Genomic DNA, 17,690 nt, shown 5'->3' with positions numbered 1-17,690 from the left:
CAGCCACTGCGCGCACGCGACGCTGCAGCATAGGAGAGCCGATGTCGGCGCTGACGGTCTCGAACTACCTCGGCAACTTGCAGGACAACCCTCATGACGCGACGGCGTACGAGGGGCTCAAGGACGCTGTCGCCAGCAAAGACCCCGCGCGAATGGGGGAAGCGCCGCTGCGGCTCATCGAGCTCGCCCGCGGGCGTCACGAGCAGCGCGGCGAACATCAAGCGGCGGCCTGGTTGATCGACGTCGAGATCGGCATGTCGGACGATGATCCGGACTTCCAGCTCGCGCTCTTGAAGGAGCTGGGGCGCTTGCGTGCCGAGGAGCTGATGGACGCGGCGGGTGCCATCGAGGCCTACTCGCTGGCGCAGACGCTGCGCGAGGAGGACGACACCGCCGAGCAGATCGAGCAGCTCCAGGCGGCCGAGCAGAACTGGCACAGCATCGCAGACCGCTTCATCGCCGAGGCGGAGGACGCCAGCGACCCCAGCCTCAAGGCGTCCATGTTGGTGCGCGCGGCGGCGCTGTCCTGGCAGTACCGTAAGAAGGGCAAGACCAAGGAGGTGGACTCGCTCTTCGCCAAGGCGCTCGAGGCCGAGCCCGGCAACACGCGCGCGGCGCGCCTGTTCGCCATCACCCTGCGCGACCGCAAGAAGTTCGACGTGCTCGGGCCCATGCTCATGAACACGGCCGAGAACGCGCGGAACCGCGACGAGAAGGTGAGCCTCTACATCCACGCGGCCCGCGTGTTCGAGCGCGAGACCTCGGACCGAGACAACGCGGCCATCTGCTACGAGCGGGTGCTGGACTTCACGCCGGGGCAGCCCGACGCGCTCACGTTCCTGGTGGAGTACTTCACCGAGAAGGAGCAGTGGGACCACCTGGTCGCGCTGTACGAGGACTCGCTGCGCTCCCGCCAGAAGCTGGAGAGCGAGCAGGGCATCCTCATCCAGCTCGCGATGGTGCACTGGCGCATCCGCAACTCGGCGCCCGAGGCCGAGCCGTACTTCGCGCGCCTGCGCAAGACGGACCCGACCAACCCGGGCATGCTCTCGTTCTACCGCGAGTATCTCTCGCCGGACGACCCGCGGCTGCTCACCATCCTGTCCGACGCGCAGCGGGTCGCGGGCGAAGGTCAGAAGCTGACCCTCGCGCTGGAGCTCGCGCGCTCGGCGCAACAGGGCGACCACACCGAGCGCGCCATCGACGCGTGGAAGGCCGTGCAGCGGCTCGAGCCCAGCAACCTCGAGGCGGTCGGTGCGCTGCGCGACCTGTACCGCAAGGGCGAGAAGTGGAACGCGCTGGTCGAGGTCATGCGCGCCGAGGTGGACGCGCTCAGCAGCGAGGACCTCGAGCAGGCGGCGCGCAAGCTCGCGACGCTGCGCGAGATGGTGGTCATCTACCGCGACCACCTGAAGCTCGACGTGATGGTGATCAACACCTACAGCGCCATCCTCGCCGAGGCGCCGGACGACCTCGAGGCGCTGGAGGCGCTGGCCTCCACCTACGAGGCGATGGGGCGCTGGAACGACCTCATCCGCGTCCTCACGCAGCGCGCGGACACCAGCCAGAACGCCTCGGAGCGCGTGGCTCTGTATTCACGCGTCGCGTCGCTGTGGATCGACCGCTTCGCGAACTACAACCAGGCGACCAAGCCCCTCGAGAGCGTGCTGGAGCTGGACCCCGACAACCGCGCCGCATTGGGGCAGCTGAAGGACATCTACTCGAAGAAGCGCGCGTGGGCCGCGCTGTACGAGGTGCTCAAGAAGGAGGGCAGCCTCGCCAGCGATCCGGGCGCGCGTCTCGCCGGCCGCATCGAGCTGGCGCAGATCGCGGGCGAGCGTCTGCACAAGCACGCTGATGCGATCGCGCTGTGGAAGGAAGTGCTGGCCGAGGCGCCGGACACCCCGGGTGCGCTCGACGCCCTCGAGAAGCTGGCCGAGCGCGAGAAGGACTGGGACTCGCTCGCCGAGGTGCTCGAGCGACGCATCAGCGAGTCCAACGACGACGCCGAGCGCATCAAGCTGTTGCAGAAGCTCGGGCCCATCCACAGCGACCACCGCTCGGACCCGGCGGCGGCGGCGCGGGCCTGGCAGCGGGTGTTGGAGATCGAGCCGAAGAACGGCCGCGCCCTGCGCACGTTGCGGGAGGCCTTCATCGGCGCGCGCGACTGGACGGGGCTCGAGTCGCTCTACGCCGAGGCGAACGACTGGGAGGGCCTGGTCGAGGTCCTTGGCAACGCGGCAGATCGTACGGACGACATCGAGCTCAAGAAGGAGCTCAGCTTCCGCGCCGCGCACCTCTACGAAAACCAGATCGGCGAGCCCCATCGTGCCTTCCGCAACTACGAGCGCGTGTTGGCCGTCGACAGTGAGAACGTCCAGGCTGCCACTGCCCTGGTGCCCATCTACGAGCGCGAAGAGAAGTGGCCGCGGTTGGTCGGCCTGCTCGAGCTGCTGGCGCGCAACAGTGACACGTCCGAGGACGGCGGCGCGGCTCGCCTCGAGCTGTTGGAGCGCTTGCGTGTCCTGTGTCTGACGCAGCTGGGGGACGCCTCGGCGGCGTTCAAGCACGCGGCCGAGGCCTATCGGGTGGCCCCCGAGAACCAGGACACCCGCCTGGCGCTGGCCGAGACCGCCGAGCGCGCTGGCGCGTACGCGCCGCTGGTCGAGCTATACCGCGCGCGCCTGAAGTCCGACGGCGTCGATTCCGTCGAGCGGACCGAGCTGCGGCGCCGCATCGCGTCCGTCGCGGGAGAGCAGCTGGGTGCCACGGCCGACGCCATCGTCGAGCTGAAGGCCATCCTCGAGGGCGACCCGCGAGACGTCGAGGCGCTCGACGTGCTCGGGCGGCTCTATCGCGTGGAGGGCAAGTCCAGCGAGCTGCGTGAGCTGTACGATCACCGCCTGGCGCACACGGACGCGCCGAGCGAGCGCTGGGTGCTGCTGAGCGAAGTGGCGGAGCTCGAAGAGCACCTGCTGGAGGAACCAGACTCCGCTGCGGCGCGCTACCGCGCGATCCTCGAGATCGAGCCGATGGACGCCGACTCGCTCCGCGCCCTCGATCGGCTCGCGAGCGCGGCGGGGCGTTGGGAAGAGGTCAGCGCGATGCTGGGGCGTCGACGTGAGCTGGTAGAGGCTGGCTCTTCGGAGGCTGGGCAGCTGGCGCTGCGCCACGGGGACGTGCTGCGGACGTTCTTGTCGCGCCCCGCGGACGCCGTCGAGGCCTACGCCGTGGCGCTCAAGGCGGACCCGGGGAGCGAGGCCGCGGTGCGAGGTCTCGAGGCCATCAAGGAGAGCGACGACGGGGGCCTGGCCCTCCGACTCGGGCGGGTCCTCGAGCCGGCCTACACGCGCAAGGGAGAGTTCACGAAGGTCCACGAGATCCTCGAGCAGCGGCTGGCACAGACCACCGACGAGGAAGAGGTGCGCAACCTGCGTCTGCGTCTGGCCGAGCTGGCGGCGACCGAGCTGGGTGACGCGGACGGCGCATACCGCGCGCTGGAGGCAGCGTTCCTGGACCGCCCCTCGGACGCCGAGCTGTGGGACCGGCTCGCTGGCGCGGCCGAGCAGGCCGGCAAGCACGAAGAGCTCGCCGTCGCCTACTCCACGGCCATCGAAGCGGGCGAGCTCAGCACCGTGGACGTGCTCGACCTCTCGCGCCGCACGGCCGATCTGTACGAGGTGGTGCTCAACCAGCCGGACAAGGCCGAGCCCTTCCACAAGCGCGTGCTCAGCGAAGACCCCGTGAACGAGCGCTCGTTCGTGTCGCTGAAGGAGCTGTTCACCAACCGTGAGCGCTGGGACGACTTGCAGGCGCTCTACCGCAACCGCATCGCCGAGACGATCGACGCGGAGCAGAAGCGCGAGCTGCTGCTGCAGGTGTGCTTCTTGTTCGAAGAGCTCCTCGAGGATTTCCCGAAGGCCATCCAGTATTATCAGGAGGTCATCGAACTCACGCCGGATCACGTGCCGACCCGGCGGGCGCTCGACCGCCTCTATCGGCGCACCGAGCGCTGGCGCGACCTGGCGGCGCTGCGCCGTGAGGACCTCGACCAAGCCAGCGGTCCCGAACGTGTCGACATCACCTTCGAGCTGGGCGAGATCGCAGAGACGCGTCTGGACCAGCCGGTGCAAGCCGTCGACTACTACGAGCAGGTCCTGCTCGACGCGCCGACTCACATGCGTGCCCAAGAGGCGCTGGAGCGGCTGATCACGGAGCCAAGTCAGCGGCAACGCATCGCGGCCATCCTGGAGCCGCTCTACTCGGAGCAGGGCGCCTATCCACAGCTCGTGCGCGCCCTCGAGGTGCAGCTCGAGGACGTGCGCGACCCTGGCGCGCGCGTGGCCCTGCTGACGCGCATCGGCGAGCTCAACGAGGAGCGTTTGCAGGACGTCGATCGCGCGTTCGGTGCGTACGCTCGTGCCGTGGAGGCCGACCCGTCCGAGGCGAGCACGCGCGAGGTGCTGGCCCGTCTCGCCACCATCCGCGATGCCCACCGCGAGCGCGCGGCCGTGCTGGAGCGCGCCATCGAGGCCGTCAACGAGCCGTACCTCTCGGGCGAGCTGCTGCTCGAGGTCGCGCGCTTGTGGGATGAGCAGGAGGCGGACCCCGCGCACGCGGAGCGCGCCTACCAGCGGCTCATCTCCGTCGACCCGGACAACCCGGACAACGTGGTGCCGGCGTCTCAGGCGCTCGAGCGCATCCACCTGGGAGCGGAGAATTTCCCCGCCCTCGCGGAGGACCTCCGGCGCCAGATCCGATTCGAGCACGATCCAGAGCTCCGCGGCGGGCTGCTGGTGCGCCTGGCAGAGCTGCTCGAGAGCACGCTGGATGACCGCCCCGGTGCCATCGACGCGCATCGCGCGCAGCTCGAGAACTCCCCCGACGACGTCGGCGCCATGCGCGCGCTCGAGCGCCTCTACGAGATGGAGTCGCAGTGGCAGAACCTCGTCGGAATTCTGCAGAACCGCGATGCCGTCACCGAGGATCCCGACGAGCAGCGGGCCATCGCGCGACGGGTGGGCGAGGTGTACGCGCGCCGCCTCGTCGACCTCGACAACGCGATCGTGGCTTACAACGACGTGCTCGGGCGCTTCGGCCCCGATGCCGAGTCGTACGACGCGCTGGTCAAGCTGTACGGCGAGACCGAGAAGTGGGACGACCTACTGGAGATCCGCGAGCAGCAGCTCGACCTGGTGAGTGACCCGGCCGAGATGGCCGAGCTCCGCTTCGCGGCCGCCGAGCTGATGCGCGTGCGCACGCAGCAGGTGGACCGCGCCATCGAGGCGTATGGCGAGGTCTTGGCGCAGGTGCCTGGCCACCCCGGCACGCTCAACGCCCTCGAAGAGATCGTCACGGATCCCGAAGGGCACGCTCGGGTCGACGCCGCGCGCGTGCTCGTGCCGCACTATCAGTCGACCGGCCTCTACGCCGAGCTGATCAGCGTGCTCGAGGTCGTGGCCGAGAGCGACGACCCGGTGGAGCGGCTCGGGGCGCTACGGCAGGCCGCCGAAGTGGCGGAGATGGGGCTCGACGACACCACGCAGGCGTTCACGCTCATGGGCCGTGCGGTCCGTGCGGGCGTCGCAGAGGACGACTTGGGCGCCATGGTCAGCGACTACGGGAGGCTGGCCGAGCGTTCGGCTCAGTGGGCCCCCTATGTGTCGACCCTGCGCGATGTGAGCCCCGACATCATGGACGGAGACCTGCAGGTCAACGTGATGATGACCATCGCCGCCACGGCCCGCGACCACCTGAACGACATCGACACGGCGCGGCTCTACTACCGGCGCGTGCTGGAGCAGCGTCCGGACTTCGGCGCGGCGCTCGATGCGCTGCAGGCGCTGCAGGCTGCGGCCGGGGACTACACCGCGCTCATCGAGACGCTCCGTCGCAAGACCGAGGTCGCGGAGAGCGTCGGTGAGCGCGTCCAGCTGCTCCTCGAGCAAGCGCGCATCTCGGAGGAGCACCTGGAAGACGTGCGCTCCGCCATCGACGCCCTCGAGGCCGTGGTGCTCGAGGACGAACGCAACCAGGAGGCCTACGGCAAGCTCGAGGCGCTGTACGCACGCGCCGAGCGGCACGCCGACCTGGCGTCCATGTTGGAGCGCCAGATCGAGGTGGGCGCCGGGGAGCCGGTGTCGCTCCACTATCGGCTCGGGCGTGTGCAGGTGGACGCGCTGGACGACGCCTACGCGGGCATGGAGAACTTGGAGAAGGCGCTCAAGCTGGATGGGAACCACGAGCCCAGCATCGAGGCCCTACGCGTCCTGATGGGCAACCCCGACCACAGCGGCGCCGCAGCACGCATCCTCGAGCCTGTGTACCTGGCCCGCATGGAGTGGCCGAACGTGCGGTCCGCGCTCGAAGCACGGCTCGCGAGTGAGAACGACCTGGCCGCTCGCAAGGAGCTGCTCGGCCGCATGGGCGAGCTGCACGAAGACTACCTCGAGGACCTCGATGGTGCGCTCGAGGCGTATGCGCGGCTCTTCAACGAGGACCCGCGTGATCGCGCGGTGTGGGACACGCTCACGCGCATGGCCAACGTCCTCGACAAGTGGGACCGGCTCGGCGACATCTATGCGGCGGCGCTCGACGAGGTCTCGGTCGACGACGAAGACACCGCGGAGCTCTGCGTCACGACCGCGCGCATCTTCGACCAGCGCCGGGAAGATCCAAAGCGCGCGGCGGGCTATTTTGCGCGCGCGCTACGCTTCGACCCGACGCGGGCAGACCTGTTCGCGGCTCTCGAGTCCGTCTATCAGCGCACCAGCCAGTGGGAGCCCCTGTTGCAGCTCTACCGCGAACGCGTGGATCTCGCGGAGACCGACGCCGAGCGCGTGGACGTGCTGCATCGCGCAGCTGCCGTGAAGGAGACCAAGCTGTCGGACGCGGCAGGCGCGACCGAGCTGTATCGCGAGATCATCGAGGTGGCACCGGACGACGTGCGCGCGGTGCAGGCCGTCGACCGCCTGCTGGGCGCCGCGAGCCAGTACGACGAGCTGGCGGACCACCTGCGCTTCCGCATCGACGCGGCCGTGGGGACGCCCGAGGAGGCCGAGCTGCGTCACCGCCTGGGCGTGCTGCAGGCCACAGAGCTGAACGACGTGGAGGGCGCAATCGACACCTTCGAGGAGGTGCTCGTCGCGCACCCGACGCACGCGCCCACCGTGGCCGAGCTCGAGCGTCTGGTCATGAACGAGCAGCACCAGCGCCGCATCACCGAGGTGCTGGAGCCCATCTACCGCCAGCAAGACGAGTGGCGCAAGCTCATCGCCATCCTGGAAGCCCAGGCCGCGTTGGCCGACGCGCCCGAGGACGCGGAGCGCATCCTGGGCGAGGTGGCATCCCTTCACGAGACGCGGGGCGGTGACGCCGCGCTCGCGCTCGAGGCGTGGGGCAGGGCGTTCGCGAAGGCGCCCGAGTCGACCGAGGCGCGCGCCCAGATCGACCGGCTGGCCGAGCAGGTGTCCGACTGGGGACAGGCCGTAGCGGCCTACGAGCAAGCCATCGAAGCCTCCGAGGACCCGACCAACGTCGGCGAGCTGCTCGGGGCGCTCGCGCGCATCCAGGACGAGAAGCTGGGTGACCCGCGGTCTGCCATCACCACCTACGAGCGGCTGGTCGAGCACGACCCCGAGAGCACGCACGCGCTCGACATGCTCGAGGGTCTCCACACCATGGTCGGGGACTGGACCGGCATGGTCGACGTCCTCAACAAGAAGACCGAGCGCAGCTTCGATCCGATGGAGCGCGCCGAGTACCTCCGCCGCGCCGGATCGGTGCTCGAGGAGCTGTTGGCCAACCCGGCAGGCGCCATCGAGGCCTACACGCGCGCGACGGTCGAGGACCCGAACGACGCGCTCGCCTTCGAGTCGCTGGATCTACTCTACACGAAGGGCAGCAAGTTCAACGAGCTGAGCGAGGTGCTGGCGCGTCGCGTCGAGATCGAGGAAGACCCCGAGCTCAAGATCGAACTCGGCCTGCGGCTCGCGCAGCTCGAAGAGACGCAGCTTTCGCGTCCGCAACAGGCGATCGACGCTCTGTTGGGGGTGCTCACCCTGCAGGACGGCCACCCGGACGCCGTGGTGAGCCTGGCGCGGCTCTACGAGCGCCAGGCGATGTGGCCGGAGCTCCTCGACACCCTGCGTGTGCAGGCGGAGCAGGCTGCCGCCCCCGAGCTCAAGGTGGGGTTCGTGCACCGAGCCGGCAGCGTGCTCGAGCGCGAGCTGGACGACGTGCTCGAGGCCCTCGAGATGTATCGCGGCGCGCTCGAGATCGACCCGGCCCACGAGCCCTCCCTCGCAGCGCTGACGCGCATCTCGCACCTGGCGGATTATCGCGAGCAGGCGGCCGAGGTACTGGAGCCACTCCTGCGCGCGCAGGGGCGCAACGACGGCCTGGCGGAGCTGCTGCGGCTCCGCGCGGACGGAGCCGTCGACCCCTTCGAGAAGAAGGACTTCCTGCGACAGCTGGCCGAGACGCACGAGTACGGTCGCTCCGACGCGCCGGCTGCGTTCGAGAGCTTGCGACAAGCGCTGGCCGAGGACTCGAGCGACGAGGCCATCCAGAACGACATCGAGCGGCTGGCGGCTGCGCTCGGTCAGTGGGCGGCGGCGGCAGACACGTTCATGGGGCGTGCCGCTTCTTCGCTCGACCCACAGGTCGCGCGCGGATTGTTCGTGCGCACGGCGAACATCGCAGAGACCCACCTCGGCGACGACAATCGCGCGGTCAGCGCCATCCAGCGCGCGCTGGAGCAGGTCGGCGACGAGCCGGAGCTGCTGGCGACGCTGGACCGTCTGCACGAGAAGACCGAGAACTGGAGCGCCTTGTCCGAGGTGATCGAGCGGCGCGTCTCCTCGTCCGACGACTCGCAAGCGCGCATCGCCTTGCTGCTGCGCCTCGGTGCGCTGCGCAACGAGCGCTTCCAGGACCTCCGCGGGGCGTTCGCGGCGTATCAGGAGGTGGTCGAGGTCGAGCCAGGCAACGAGGCGGCGCTGAATGTCCTCGAGTCGCTCACCGACAACCCCGGCCTCGCGATGGACGTGGTGGAGGTGCTCGACAACGCCTACCGCGCCGAGTCGCGCAACGACAAGCTGCTCGAGCTCTACGACATCCGCATCCGCCTCGCCGACACGGACGGGGAGCGGGTGCGCATGCTGCAGGACGCGGCGGCCATCTGGGAGAACGACCTGGGCGACACCCAGCGCGCGCTGAGCGCGGTGCGGCGGGCCTTCGAGCTCGACCCGCGTGACACGCTCCTGTCGGCTGAGGTGGAGCGTCTGGCCGAGGCGTCCGGGGCCTGGGAGTCGCTGCGCGGAATGGTCGAGGCGGTCAGCCGCAGCGGGGACCTCGACAGCATGATGGTCCGTGACCTCAACCTGCGCGCCGCCGGGTGGTACCGCGACCGCATGGGCGACCAGACCGCCGCGGAGGCGTGCTTGCGTGCCGCCATCGCGGCGGACGCCGAGGCGCTCGAGGCGCACGCACAGCTGGTGGACCTGCTGCGCGCAAGTCAACGCAGCGCCGACCTCATCCCCGCGCTCCGCGCTTGGGCAGTGGCAGACATGGACGAGTTCGCCAAGAAGGACCGCCTGCGTGAGGCATCCGCGCTGGCGGCGGCGGCTGGCGACACGGACACCGCGTCGGCGTGCCTGGTCCAGATCCTCGACATCGACCCCACCGACCCCGAAGCGCTCGATGGCCTGATCGACATGCGCACGACCCAACAGGACTGGCACGAAGTCGTGCAGCTGTTGGCGAAGCGCATCGAGGTGGAGCCCGACCCGGCGGTGCGCATCGCGCAGCGCCGACGCTTGGCGGAGACCTACGCGGGACCGCTCGAGGACGCGCAGAAGGCCACGCTCGCATACGAAGAGCTGTTGGAGGAGGACCCCACGCTGCTCGCCACCATCGAAGCCCTGGAGCAGCTCTACACGGCAGACGAGCGCTGGAACTCGCTCAAGGATCTGCTGGAGCGGCGCCTCGACCTGGCCGAGACGACCGAGGACCAGATCCGCGCGCGCGTGCGGATGGCGCGCCTCGACGAGCAGGCCTTCGGGCGACGCGGCGACGCGCTCGATCAGCTGCGCGGCATCCTCGAGATCGACCCGAACCATGGAGAGGCTCTGGACGAGATGGAGCGACTGCTCGGACTCGAAGGACGCTGGGACGAGGTGGCGTCCACCCTCGAGGACCGCAGCAGTCGTGAGGGCGACCCCGCGCAGCTGACCGCGTTGCTCACGAGGCTCGCGGACGTGCGCGCAGACCAGCTCGACGACACGGCGGGCGCCATCGCTGCTCATGACCGCGTGTTGGCCCAGACGCCCCGCCACGAGGCCAGCTTGCGGGCGCGCGTCACGCTCTTCGAGAAGCTCTCGGACAAGCCAGCCGTCGCGGACGCGCTGGACCAGCTGCTGCCGGTGCTCGCCGGCGCCGAAGCGCTCGAGGCGACGCTGCGCGTCGCCGACATCGCCGAGCAGGACTTGAGTGACCTGGAGCGCGCGGAGGGAATGCTGCGTCAGGCGGCCGAGCTCGACGAGTCGGGGGAGGCGCGCAAGAAGCTGCGTAAGCACCTCGAAGCGCATCAGAAGCACGTGGCCCTCGCGGCCTTCCTCGCGGAGGAGGCCGACCGCGCAGCGGACGACAAGGCACGCGTCGCGCTCTACAAGGAGATCGCCACCCTCTACACGGACAAGCTGGCCGACCCGGCCAGCGGGGCGACGTACCTGGAGCGCGCGGCGCAGCTCACCCCAGAGGACCGCGAGGTGTTGCTGCCCCTGTGCGATCTGTACATCGAGGCGGGCCGCCAGGCCGACGCGGTGCCGGTCTTGGAGCAGATCATCGCCAGCTTCGGCGGACGTCGCAGCAAGGAGCTCGCCACCTTCCATCATCGGTTGGGCAAGGCGCTCGACCGCATGGGGGACCAGGCGGGCGCGCTCGAGCACTACGACGCGGCCTTCCGCATCGACCTCACCAACGTGGGCATCCTCAAGGACCTAGGTCTCTTGACCCACCGCAACGGCGACTTCGATCGCGCCCAGAAGACGTTCCGCGCCCTGCTGCTCCAGAAGCTGCAGCCGAGCGACGGTCTGTCCAAGGCGGACGTCTACTTCTACCTGGGCGACATCTCGCATCAGCAAGGGGAGGCTTCCAAGGCCATCTCCATGCTCGAGCGCGCTGTGGCGGAGGACGCGTCTCACGAGCGCGCCGCCGCGCTGCTCGCCACCCTCAAGAGCTGAGTCGTGCCCACCGTCGTCTCCATCAACGGGGAGATCTTCGCGGAGTCCGACGCGAAGGTCTCCGTGTTCGACCGCGGCTTCCTCTATGGAGACAGCGTGTTCGAGGTGTATCGAACCTACGACGGCGTACCGTTCGCCGAGCTCGAGCACCTCGAGCGCCTCGCGCGGTCGGCCCAGCGCTTGCTCATCGCGTTGCCCGTGTCCATCGACCAGCTGCGAGACGAGGTGGCGCGTGCGCACGTCGCGTCCGGCAATTCGGACAGCTACGTCCGCGTCGTCATCACGCGCGGGAGCGGGCCGCTCACCTACGACCTCACCACGGCCAAAGAGCCCACGCGCGTCATCATCGCAGCGCCGGTGCCCACCGTGCCGGCTGCGCACTACACCCACGGCGTCTCCGTGCGCGTGGCACAGGTCTCGCGACCTACGGACGACCCCCAAGCCGCCGGCGTCAAGGCCTCCAACTACCTCGCCAATCTGCTGGCCGTGCACGCCGCCAAGCAGCAAGGCGCGCACGAAGCCATCATCACGGGCCGCGGCGGAGAGGTCCTCGAGGGCGCCAGCTCCAACGTGTTCGTGGTCACGGGCGGGCGGCTGCGCACGCCGCGCCCCGAGGCGGGCATCCTGGACGGCATCACGCGCCGGACCGTGCTCGAAGCGGCGCGCCGGGTGGGGCTGCCCGTGGACGAGGAGGCGCTGTTCCCGGCCGACCTCTATGCCGCCGACGAGGTCTTCATCACCAGCAGCATTCGCGAGGTGGTCCCCGTGGTGCAGGTGGACGACCGTCGGATCGCCGACGGCCGGCCAGGTCCCGTCGTCGCCCAGCTGCACGCCGCCTACCGGGAGGTCGTGCGCGCCCAAACGCGGCGCGAGGAGACTGGCGCTTGACCGAACACCGCGTCCGACGCACGGCTCCCAGCACTAGCACATAAAAATGCCCTTGCCCGGGAGAGGAGGGCCCGCTACAACGCGCCCCATGTCCGCGACTAGCAAGACCAAGACCCGGCGCCAGAACAAGTCCACCAAGATGGGCCGCGCGCGCAAGAAGAAGCTCGAGAAGAACGGGACGACCCCCAAGTTCCCGATCCACCCCGAGAGCAAGTAGTCCCGCCGTACGGGCAGCGCCCCCGCCAGGTTCGCCCCGCCATGCCACGGAACCCCGTGACGCGCGGGGCTTCGCCGTTCCGTCAGTGTAGCGTGTGCGTCTCGTCGCCGACGCGCACCACCGGGAGGGTACCGTCGGCGTCCCGCACGTGATCACGGCGGATGGCTTCCACGGGCGGTCTGGGAGCGTCGGACGCGTCTGCGTCGCTCCCGGGTTGGGACCCGCTGACCGAGACCACCCACAACTGCCGGCGCGCTTCGAGGGTCTCCGTGAGCTCGCGCAGCCGGGCGGCGCGCTCGGCCGTCTCTCGGCGCGCCATGGCCTCCAGCTTCTCCTTCGCGCGACGCCGACGCCGAACGTAGGCGATGGGTAAGAGGAGCGCGGCGATGGCCCACGCGACCCCGCCGCCGACCAGCACGGGGAACCAGCGGTTGCGGGCGCCGAGGTCGGCCACCCACTCGCGCTCCAGCTCCGCGGGGCGCACGTAGTAGGCGGCCTCGAGGGCGTCGGCGAACGGCGCGCCGCCACGCAGCTCTCTCACGAGCCGCCGGAGCTTCGCCCGTCCGCGCGGGTCGTCGAGCAGATAGCGGACGATGTCGGCGCTCTGGGCGTACGCCAGGTCTACCTGATACGCGCGCTCGGGAAAGCGCTGAGAAAGCTCGGCCAGCGGGATGCGTTCACTGCCGAAGGCCGCGCGCATGAGCACCTTGGCGCGCTCGAAGGACAGCTCGTTGGCTTGCTGGATGGCGAGGCCCTCCGTGAACCAGCGGGGCACGGGGTGCCCTTGGACCGCGCGGTGCAACGCGAGGTGGGACAGCTCGTGGACGAGCACTTTCTCGATGTCGGGGGGCTCGACCCCCTGCGGCGCCGTGAACGACAGCAGGATGAGCCCCAGCGATGGGTACGTCACCCCGGCCGCGTACTCGGGGGGCGGCGCGCCCACCGGCGCGAGGGCGTGCATCTCCTCTGCGTTGCGCGCGACACGGATGTGCATCTGGCTGTCGAGCGCTTCGCCGAGGTCGCTCTCGATGCGGTCCCAGGCGGGCCGCCACGCGTCGATCAGAGCTCGCGTGGGGCCGGCGGCCTGCGTGGGGTAGTCCCAGATGACCGCTCCCACTCGTTCGCGCGTGTAGTCGGCTGGGCTGGCCGGGAGCGGGGCGCGCGCGTCCACGCCCACGATGGTGTCCCCGGGGTTGCCCCACGCGCCGTGCTCGGGCTGCGCCTGCGCTACGGGCACGACGCCGATGCCCAGCAGGCATAGGAGGACAGACGACAGGGCCCACGAGCAACGCATCGATCCCAGGGTAAGTCGTCTGGGCGGTGCGCGCACCGTCGCGGACGAGCGCGGATGAAACATGCTGGAGCGTGTGCGCGAGGATGCGCTCGTCGCGCCCCGGGGCGCCCCTGCACCCGGCGCGTTGTACGACGACCCGCATCCGTCAGGTCACGCGGCCAACCCGCTGTCGTCGGGTGACGCGACGAACCGCCCCAGCCAGGTCATGCGACGACCCCCGCGGCTATGCGCCCCGCGCCGTCAGGCCCGACGCCGCCAGCCGGCCCAGCCGCATCCCCATGAGCGTCAGGCCGTGGGCGGGCGCCGTGGGCCCTCCGTCTTCGCGGCGGGCATCGGGACCCAGCAGCGAGCCCACCACGGCGGGGGACATCCGCGTGCGCCCCACCTCGACCAGCGTGCCGGCCATGATGCGCACCATGTTCTTCATGAACGCGCTGCCCCGCACCGCGATCAGCAGGTCGCCGGGCTCGTGGCCTCGTGTGACGGTGACGCTCTCCATGCGACGAATGGTGGACTCGCGTTCGTCGTCCGCAGCCCGGAACGCCCGGAAGTCATGCTCTCCCTCGAGCGCGCGCGCTGCTTGCTGCATGGCCTCGAGGTCGAGGTAGGTGTTCACGTCGTCCGTGCGCTCGCGCAGGTCCTTGCGGGCCAAGCCGGGCCCCACGTACCAGGCGTTGCGGGCGCGCAGTGGGTCACGCACGCGTCCGCAATAGACGCGGTAGTGGTACGTCTTCTCAAACGTGTCGAAGCGCGGCTGATAGTCAGGCGGGCACGCCTCCGCGTGCGAGACCGCCACGTCGTCCGGCAGGTAGCCATTGAGCCCCATCACCCAGCCGCGCGGCGCGATCTCCCGCGCGCAGTCGAACGAGGCCACCTGGCCAGCTGCGTGGACCCCTGCGTCCGTGCGGCTGGCCCCGCGCACGCGGCTGAACTCCGCTCCGGCCATCTTGGCGATGGCCCGCTCGAGCTCGCCCTGCACGGTGCGGACGCTCTCCTGGTACTGCCAGCCGTGGAAGTCGGTCCCGTCGTAGCGCACGAAGAGGCGCACTCCGTGCGGGTACGGGGCCTCACGCGGCGGGGCGCTCTCGGACATGCGGCTAGAACGAGAGCCCGAGGCCCGCGCTCCAGGTGAACGCATCGCGCATGGGGATGTTCGAGCCGAACAGCGAGCCGTACAGCTCCACGAACAGGTAGCTGTGGTTGATGCCCCAGTCCTCGTCCAGGCGTCGCGCGGCGCGCGGCTCGATGAAGTCCAGCTCCAGCGCGAACATGACGCCCCAGCGCATCCCGATGCTGCGACCGCTGCCCTGCGAGCTTCCCCCGCGCCGCGAGCGCCAGAAGAAGCTGTCCATGCCCAGCTTGCCGGTGATGACCAACGGGAAGTTGAGCTCGCGCGCCAGCACGTCCACACGCAGCGTGGCCATGATGGTGACGGGCAGGAGGACGAACTTTTCCTTCTCGTCCGTCCGATTGTCGCAGTCGGGGGCGCCACCCGCATCCACCGCGCAAGACCGCGCGCGGTAGCGGGCCCAGCCGCCACGCACACCGACACCGAGCGGCCCCACGTAGGGGATGCGCACGATGTGCGTGTCCAGCTCCATCGCGAGCATGGGCCCGCCGTCGCCGCCGAAGATGTCCTGGAAGGCGCTGCTGCCCACGTAGGGGGTGTAGGGCCCGATGTGCAGCTGCCAGTCGAAGCGCTCGGGAGAGGTGCCGCGCGTGCGGTACTCGTCGGAGTACTGTGCCGAGGCTCGCTGCGGACTGACGAGCCACGTCATGGCGACTAGGGCGCACGTCAGCACGCCCGCGACCCTCAGTGGGACGGCCCTTTCCGCGCAGATCCCGGTCATGACCGCCACCTCCGGCGTGCGGCAAGCGCCACGGCACATCCGACGAGCCACCAAACGTGCGTTGTCGAGCCCGACCCAGGAGAGCCGACCGCGCACGAGTTGGTGCACTCCTCGCCCGACGCTTCCAGGGCCTCACAGAAGCCGACGGTCTGGACGACCGTCACACACACCCGCTCGGACAGCACGCTGACGTTCTCGGATTGGTCGACCGACGCGACGTACACCGCCACTTCGCGTCCGACCGCGAAACCCGAGAGGGTTACGCTGTAGTCGCTGTCAGTGGTCTGGTGTGTCGAGTCGTCCGGCGCTTCACCGCCGGGCATCAGCGAACTCGCCGCGCTGCAGTCCGCGACGGAGTCATCCACGAACACGCGGAACTGGGGACTGATCTCGCCGACGGGCGTGGCCCACGAGACCGAGACAGCGCTGCCTCCTGTGAGCGTCGTCGCATCGAGCGCCGGGACCTCCGGCGCGGCGACATCGATGGTGAACGTCACGTAGCCAAACTGGGAGACGTCCACCTCGCCGGTGGTCTCCGTGGAGTTCGTCGCGAAGAGCCAGAGGTTGAACTTGGCGCCGTTCTGCGGCGTTCCGTCGCAGGCGCTGTCATCTGGATTCAGCATCTCGGAGAGCGGAACCGAGATGGTGTTGGACGCCACGGATGGGTTGCCGAGGTGGATGCACTGGCGCTGTGTGCCCGTCTGGCGCGCATCCGCTGTGGAGCAGTCCTGGGAGCTGTTGCCGAGCCAGGCATCGACGAAGGTCGTTGCGGTTGGAAGGTTCAGCAGAGCGAACTGAGCTGTAATGTCGTCTGCGATATCGCACTCGTCGGCGTTGAAGCCGCGGGTGGAGAAGTCCTCGTCCTCCACCGTCGAGCGGATCTGCGTGCCGCCCTGGGACACGGAGGTCATCGTGATGGTGATTTCCCCCTGCGTCTGCGCGGCGGCTGACGAGGGGAGGGAGAGCAGGACGGGTGCAAGGAGCGCCAAGGCGCGTGGGATACGCATAAGTTCCCGGTTCTCTAGCAAGGGCCGCGCCAGCTCGGCGAGCCTCGGCGAAGCGTGATTCTCGTATCTTGTCACGGCTGTGTGCGCGCGACCGGACATTCTGGCACGGACCGGCGATTGACCTGCCGGACCGTGACAAAACGTCATCGCTTGAACGCGTCGGGACCGATGAGCACACCCTCCGCGATCTGCACGGCGTTCAGGGCCGCGCCCTTGCGGAGGTTGTCCGAGACGACCCACATCTGGATGCCGCCGGGGTTGCCCACGTCGTCGCGGATGCGCCCCACGTAGACGGGGTCCTGACCCACGGCGTCCGCGGGCTTGGGGTACACGCCGGCCGCGAAGTCGTCGACGACGACGACACCGGGGGCCTTCTCCAGCAGCGCACGCGCACGCGCCGCGTCCATTGGCTCGTGGGTCTCCACCGTCACAGCCTCGCTGTGGCCCGACTCCACCGGCACGCGCACGGCCGTCGGGGACACGCGGATGGTGTCGTCGCCGAAGATCTTCTGGGTCTCGACGACCATCTTCAGCTCTTCTTCCTGGTAGCCGCTGGCCGCGTCGGGGGTCCAGCGCATCAGCAGCGAACCCGCCAGGACGTCGCCCAGCTTGCCGGCCGTGATGTCCTTCGGGTCCTTGCCCTCGCCGTACTCGCGCGCCTGCGTGCGGAACGCCTCGACGGCCTGCGCGCCCGCGCCGCTGATGGCCTGGTACGTGGCGACGACGACGCGCTTCAGACGCGCGGCGTCGTGGATGGGCTTGAGCGCGACCACCATCTGGATGGTGCTGCAGTTGGGGTTCGCGATGATGCCCTTGGGCCGATTGGCGGCGTGGTCCAGGTTGACCTCGGGCACGACGAGGGGGACCTCGGGGTCGCGCCGCCACGCCGAGCTGTTGTCCACCACCAGCGCGCCCTTGCTGGCCGCGATGGGCGACCACTCGAGCGACGTGCCGCCGCCCGCCGAGAACAACGCCAGCTCGACGCCGTCGAAGGCCTCCGGCGAGATCGCCACCACGGTGTGCTCCTGTCCCTTGAAGGTCACAGTCTTGCCCGCGCTCCGCGCCGAGGCGACCGGCACGAGCTCGCCGACCGGAAAATTCCGCTCTTCGAGCACGCGCAACATCTCTTGACCGACGGCACCGGTGGCACCGACCACTGCGACCTTGAACTGACGAGGCATAGGGAGCAGG

Annotated in this window: 7 protein-coding genes; 2 read left to right on the top strand and 5 right to left on the bottom strand. The window is 69.6% G+C overall.

Going from position 1 to position 17,690, the window contains the following annotated elements:
• The first annotated feature begins 41 nt into the window (after nucleotides 1–41).
• Together H6726_15810 and H6726_15805 are read left to right on the top strand one after the other, a co-directional pair.
• Nucleotides 42–11,243 (top strand): hypothetical protein, encoded by an 11,202-nt coding sequence (locus tag H6726_15810; GenBank protein MCB9659118.1) that lies wholly within the window; start codon nucleotides 42–44, stop codon nucleotides 11,241–11,243.
• A gap of 3 nt (nucleotides 11,244–11,246) precedes the next feature.
• Nucleotides 11,247–12,131, top strand: coding sequence for an aminotransferase class IV (locus H6726_15805; protein MCB9659117.1), 885 nt, complete (start codon nucleotides 11,247–11,249; stop codon nucleotides 12,129–12,131).
• Nucleotides 12,132–12,430: 299 nt separating this feature from the next.
• Here the strand turns inward: H6726_15805 and H6726_15800 are convergent, their stop codons facing one another.
• The 5 genes from H6726_15800 to H6726_15780 all read right to left on the bottom strand — a co-directional run bounded on the left by H6726_15800 (nucleotide 12,431) and on the right by H6726_15780 (nucleotide 17,680).
• Nucleotides 12,431–13,642, bottom strand: a complete 1,212-nt coding sequence (locus H6726_15800) for a hypothetical protein (protein MCB9659116.1) — start codon at nucleotides 13,640–13,642, stop codon at nucleotides 12,431–12,433.
• A gap of 223 nt (nucleotides 13,643–13,865) precedes the next feature.
• Nucleotides 13,866–14,735 (bottom strand): tRNA pseudouridine(38-40) synthase TruA, encoded by an 870-nt coding sequence (truA, locus tag H6726_15795; protein MCB9659115.1) that lies wholly within the window; start codon nucleotides 14,733–14,735, stop codon nucleotides 13,866–13,868.
• A gap of 4 nt (nucleotides 14,736–14,739) precedes the next feature.
• The gene (locus H6726_15790) at nucleotides 14,740–15,420 is read right to left on the bottom strand and encodes a hypothetical protein (GenBank protein MCB9659114.1); all 681 of its coding nucleotides are present in this window, start codon (nucleotides 15,418–15,420) and stop codon (nucleotides 14,740–14,742) included.
• A gap of 68 nt (nucleotides 15,421–15,488) precedes the next feature.
• A complete protein-coding gene (locus tag H6726_15785; GenBank protein MCB9659113.1) occupies nucleotides 15,489–16,574 on the bottom strand; it encodes a hypothetical protein in 1,086 nt (361 codons plus the stop codon).
• Nucleotides 16,575–16,642: 68 nt separating this feature from the next.
• On the bottom strand, nucleotides 16,643–17,680 hold the full coding sequence (locus H6726_15780; protein ID MCB9659112.1) for an aspartate-semialdehyde dehydrogenase: 1,038 nt from the start codon (nucleotides 17,678–17,680) through the stop codon (nucleotides 16,643–16,645).
• Nucleotides 17,681–17,690: the final 10 nt, after the last annotated feature.

The sequence above is a fragment of the Sandaracinaceae bacterium genome, from assembly GCA_020633055.1.
In the GTDB taxonomy this organism is placed as follows: domain Bacteria; phylum Myxococcota_A; class Polyangia; order Polyangiales; family Houyiibacteriaceae; genus JADJJE01.
This window is presented reverse-complemented; position numbering and strand designations above follow the sequence as displayed.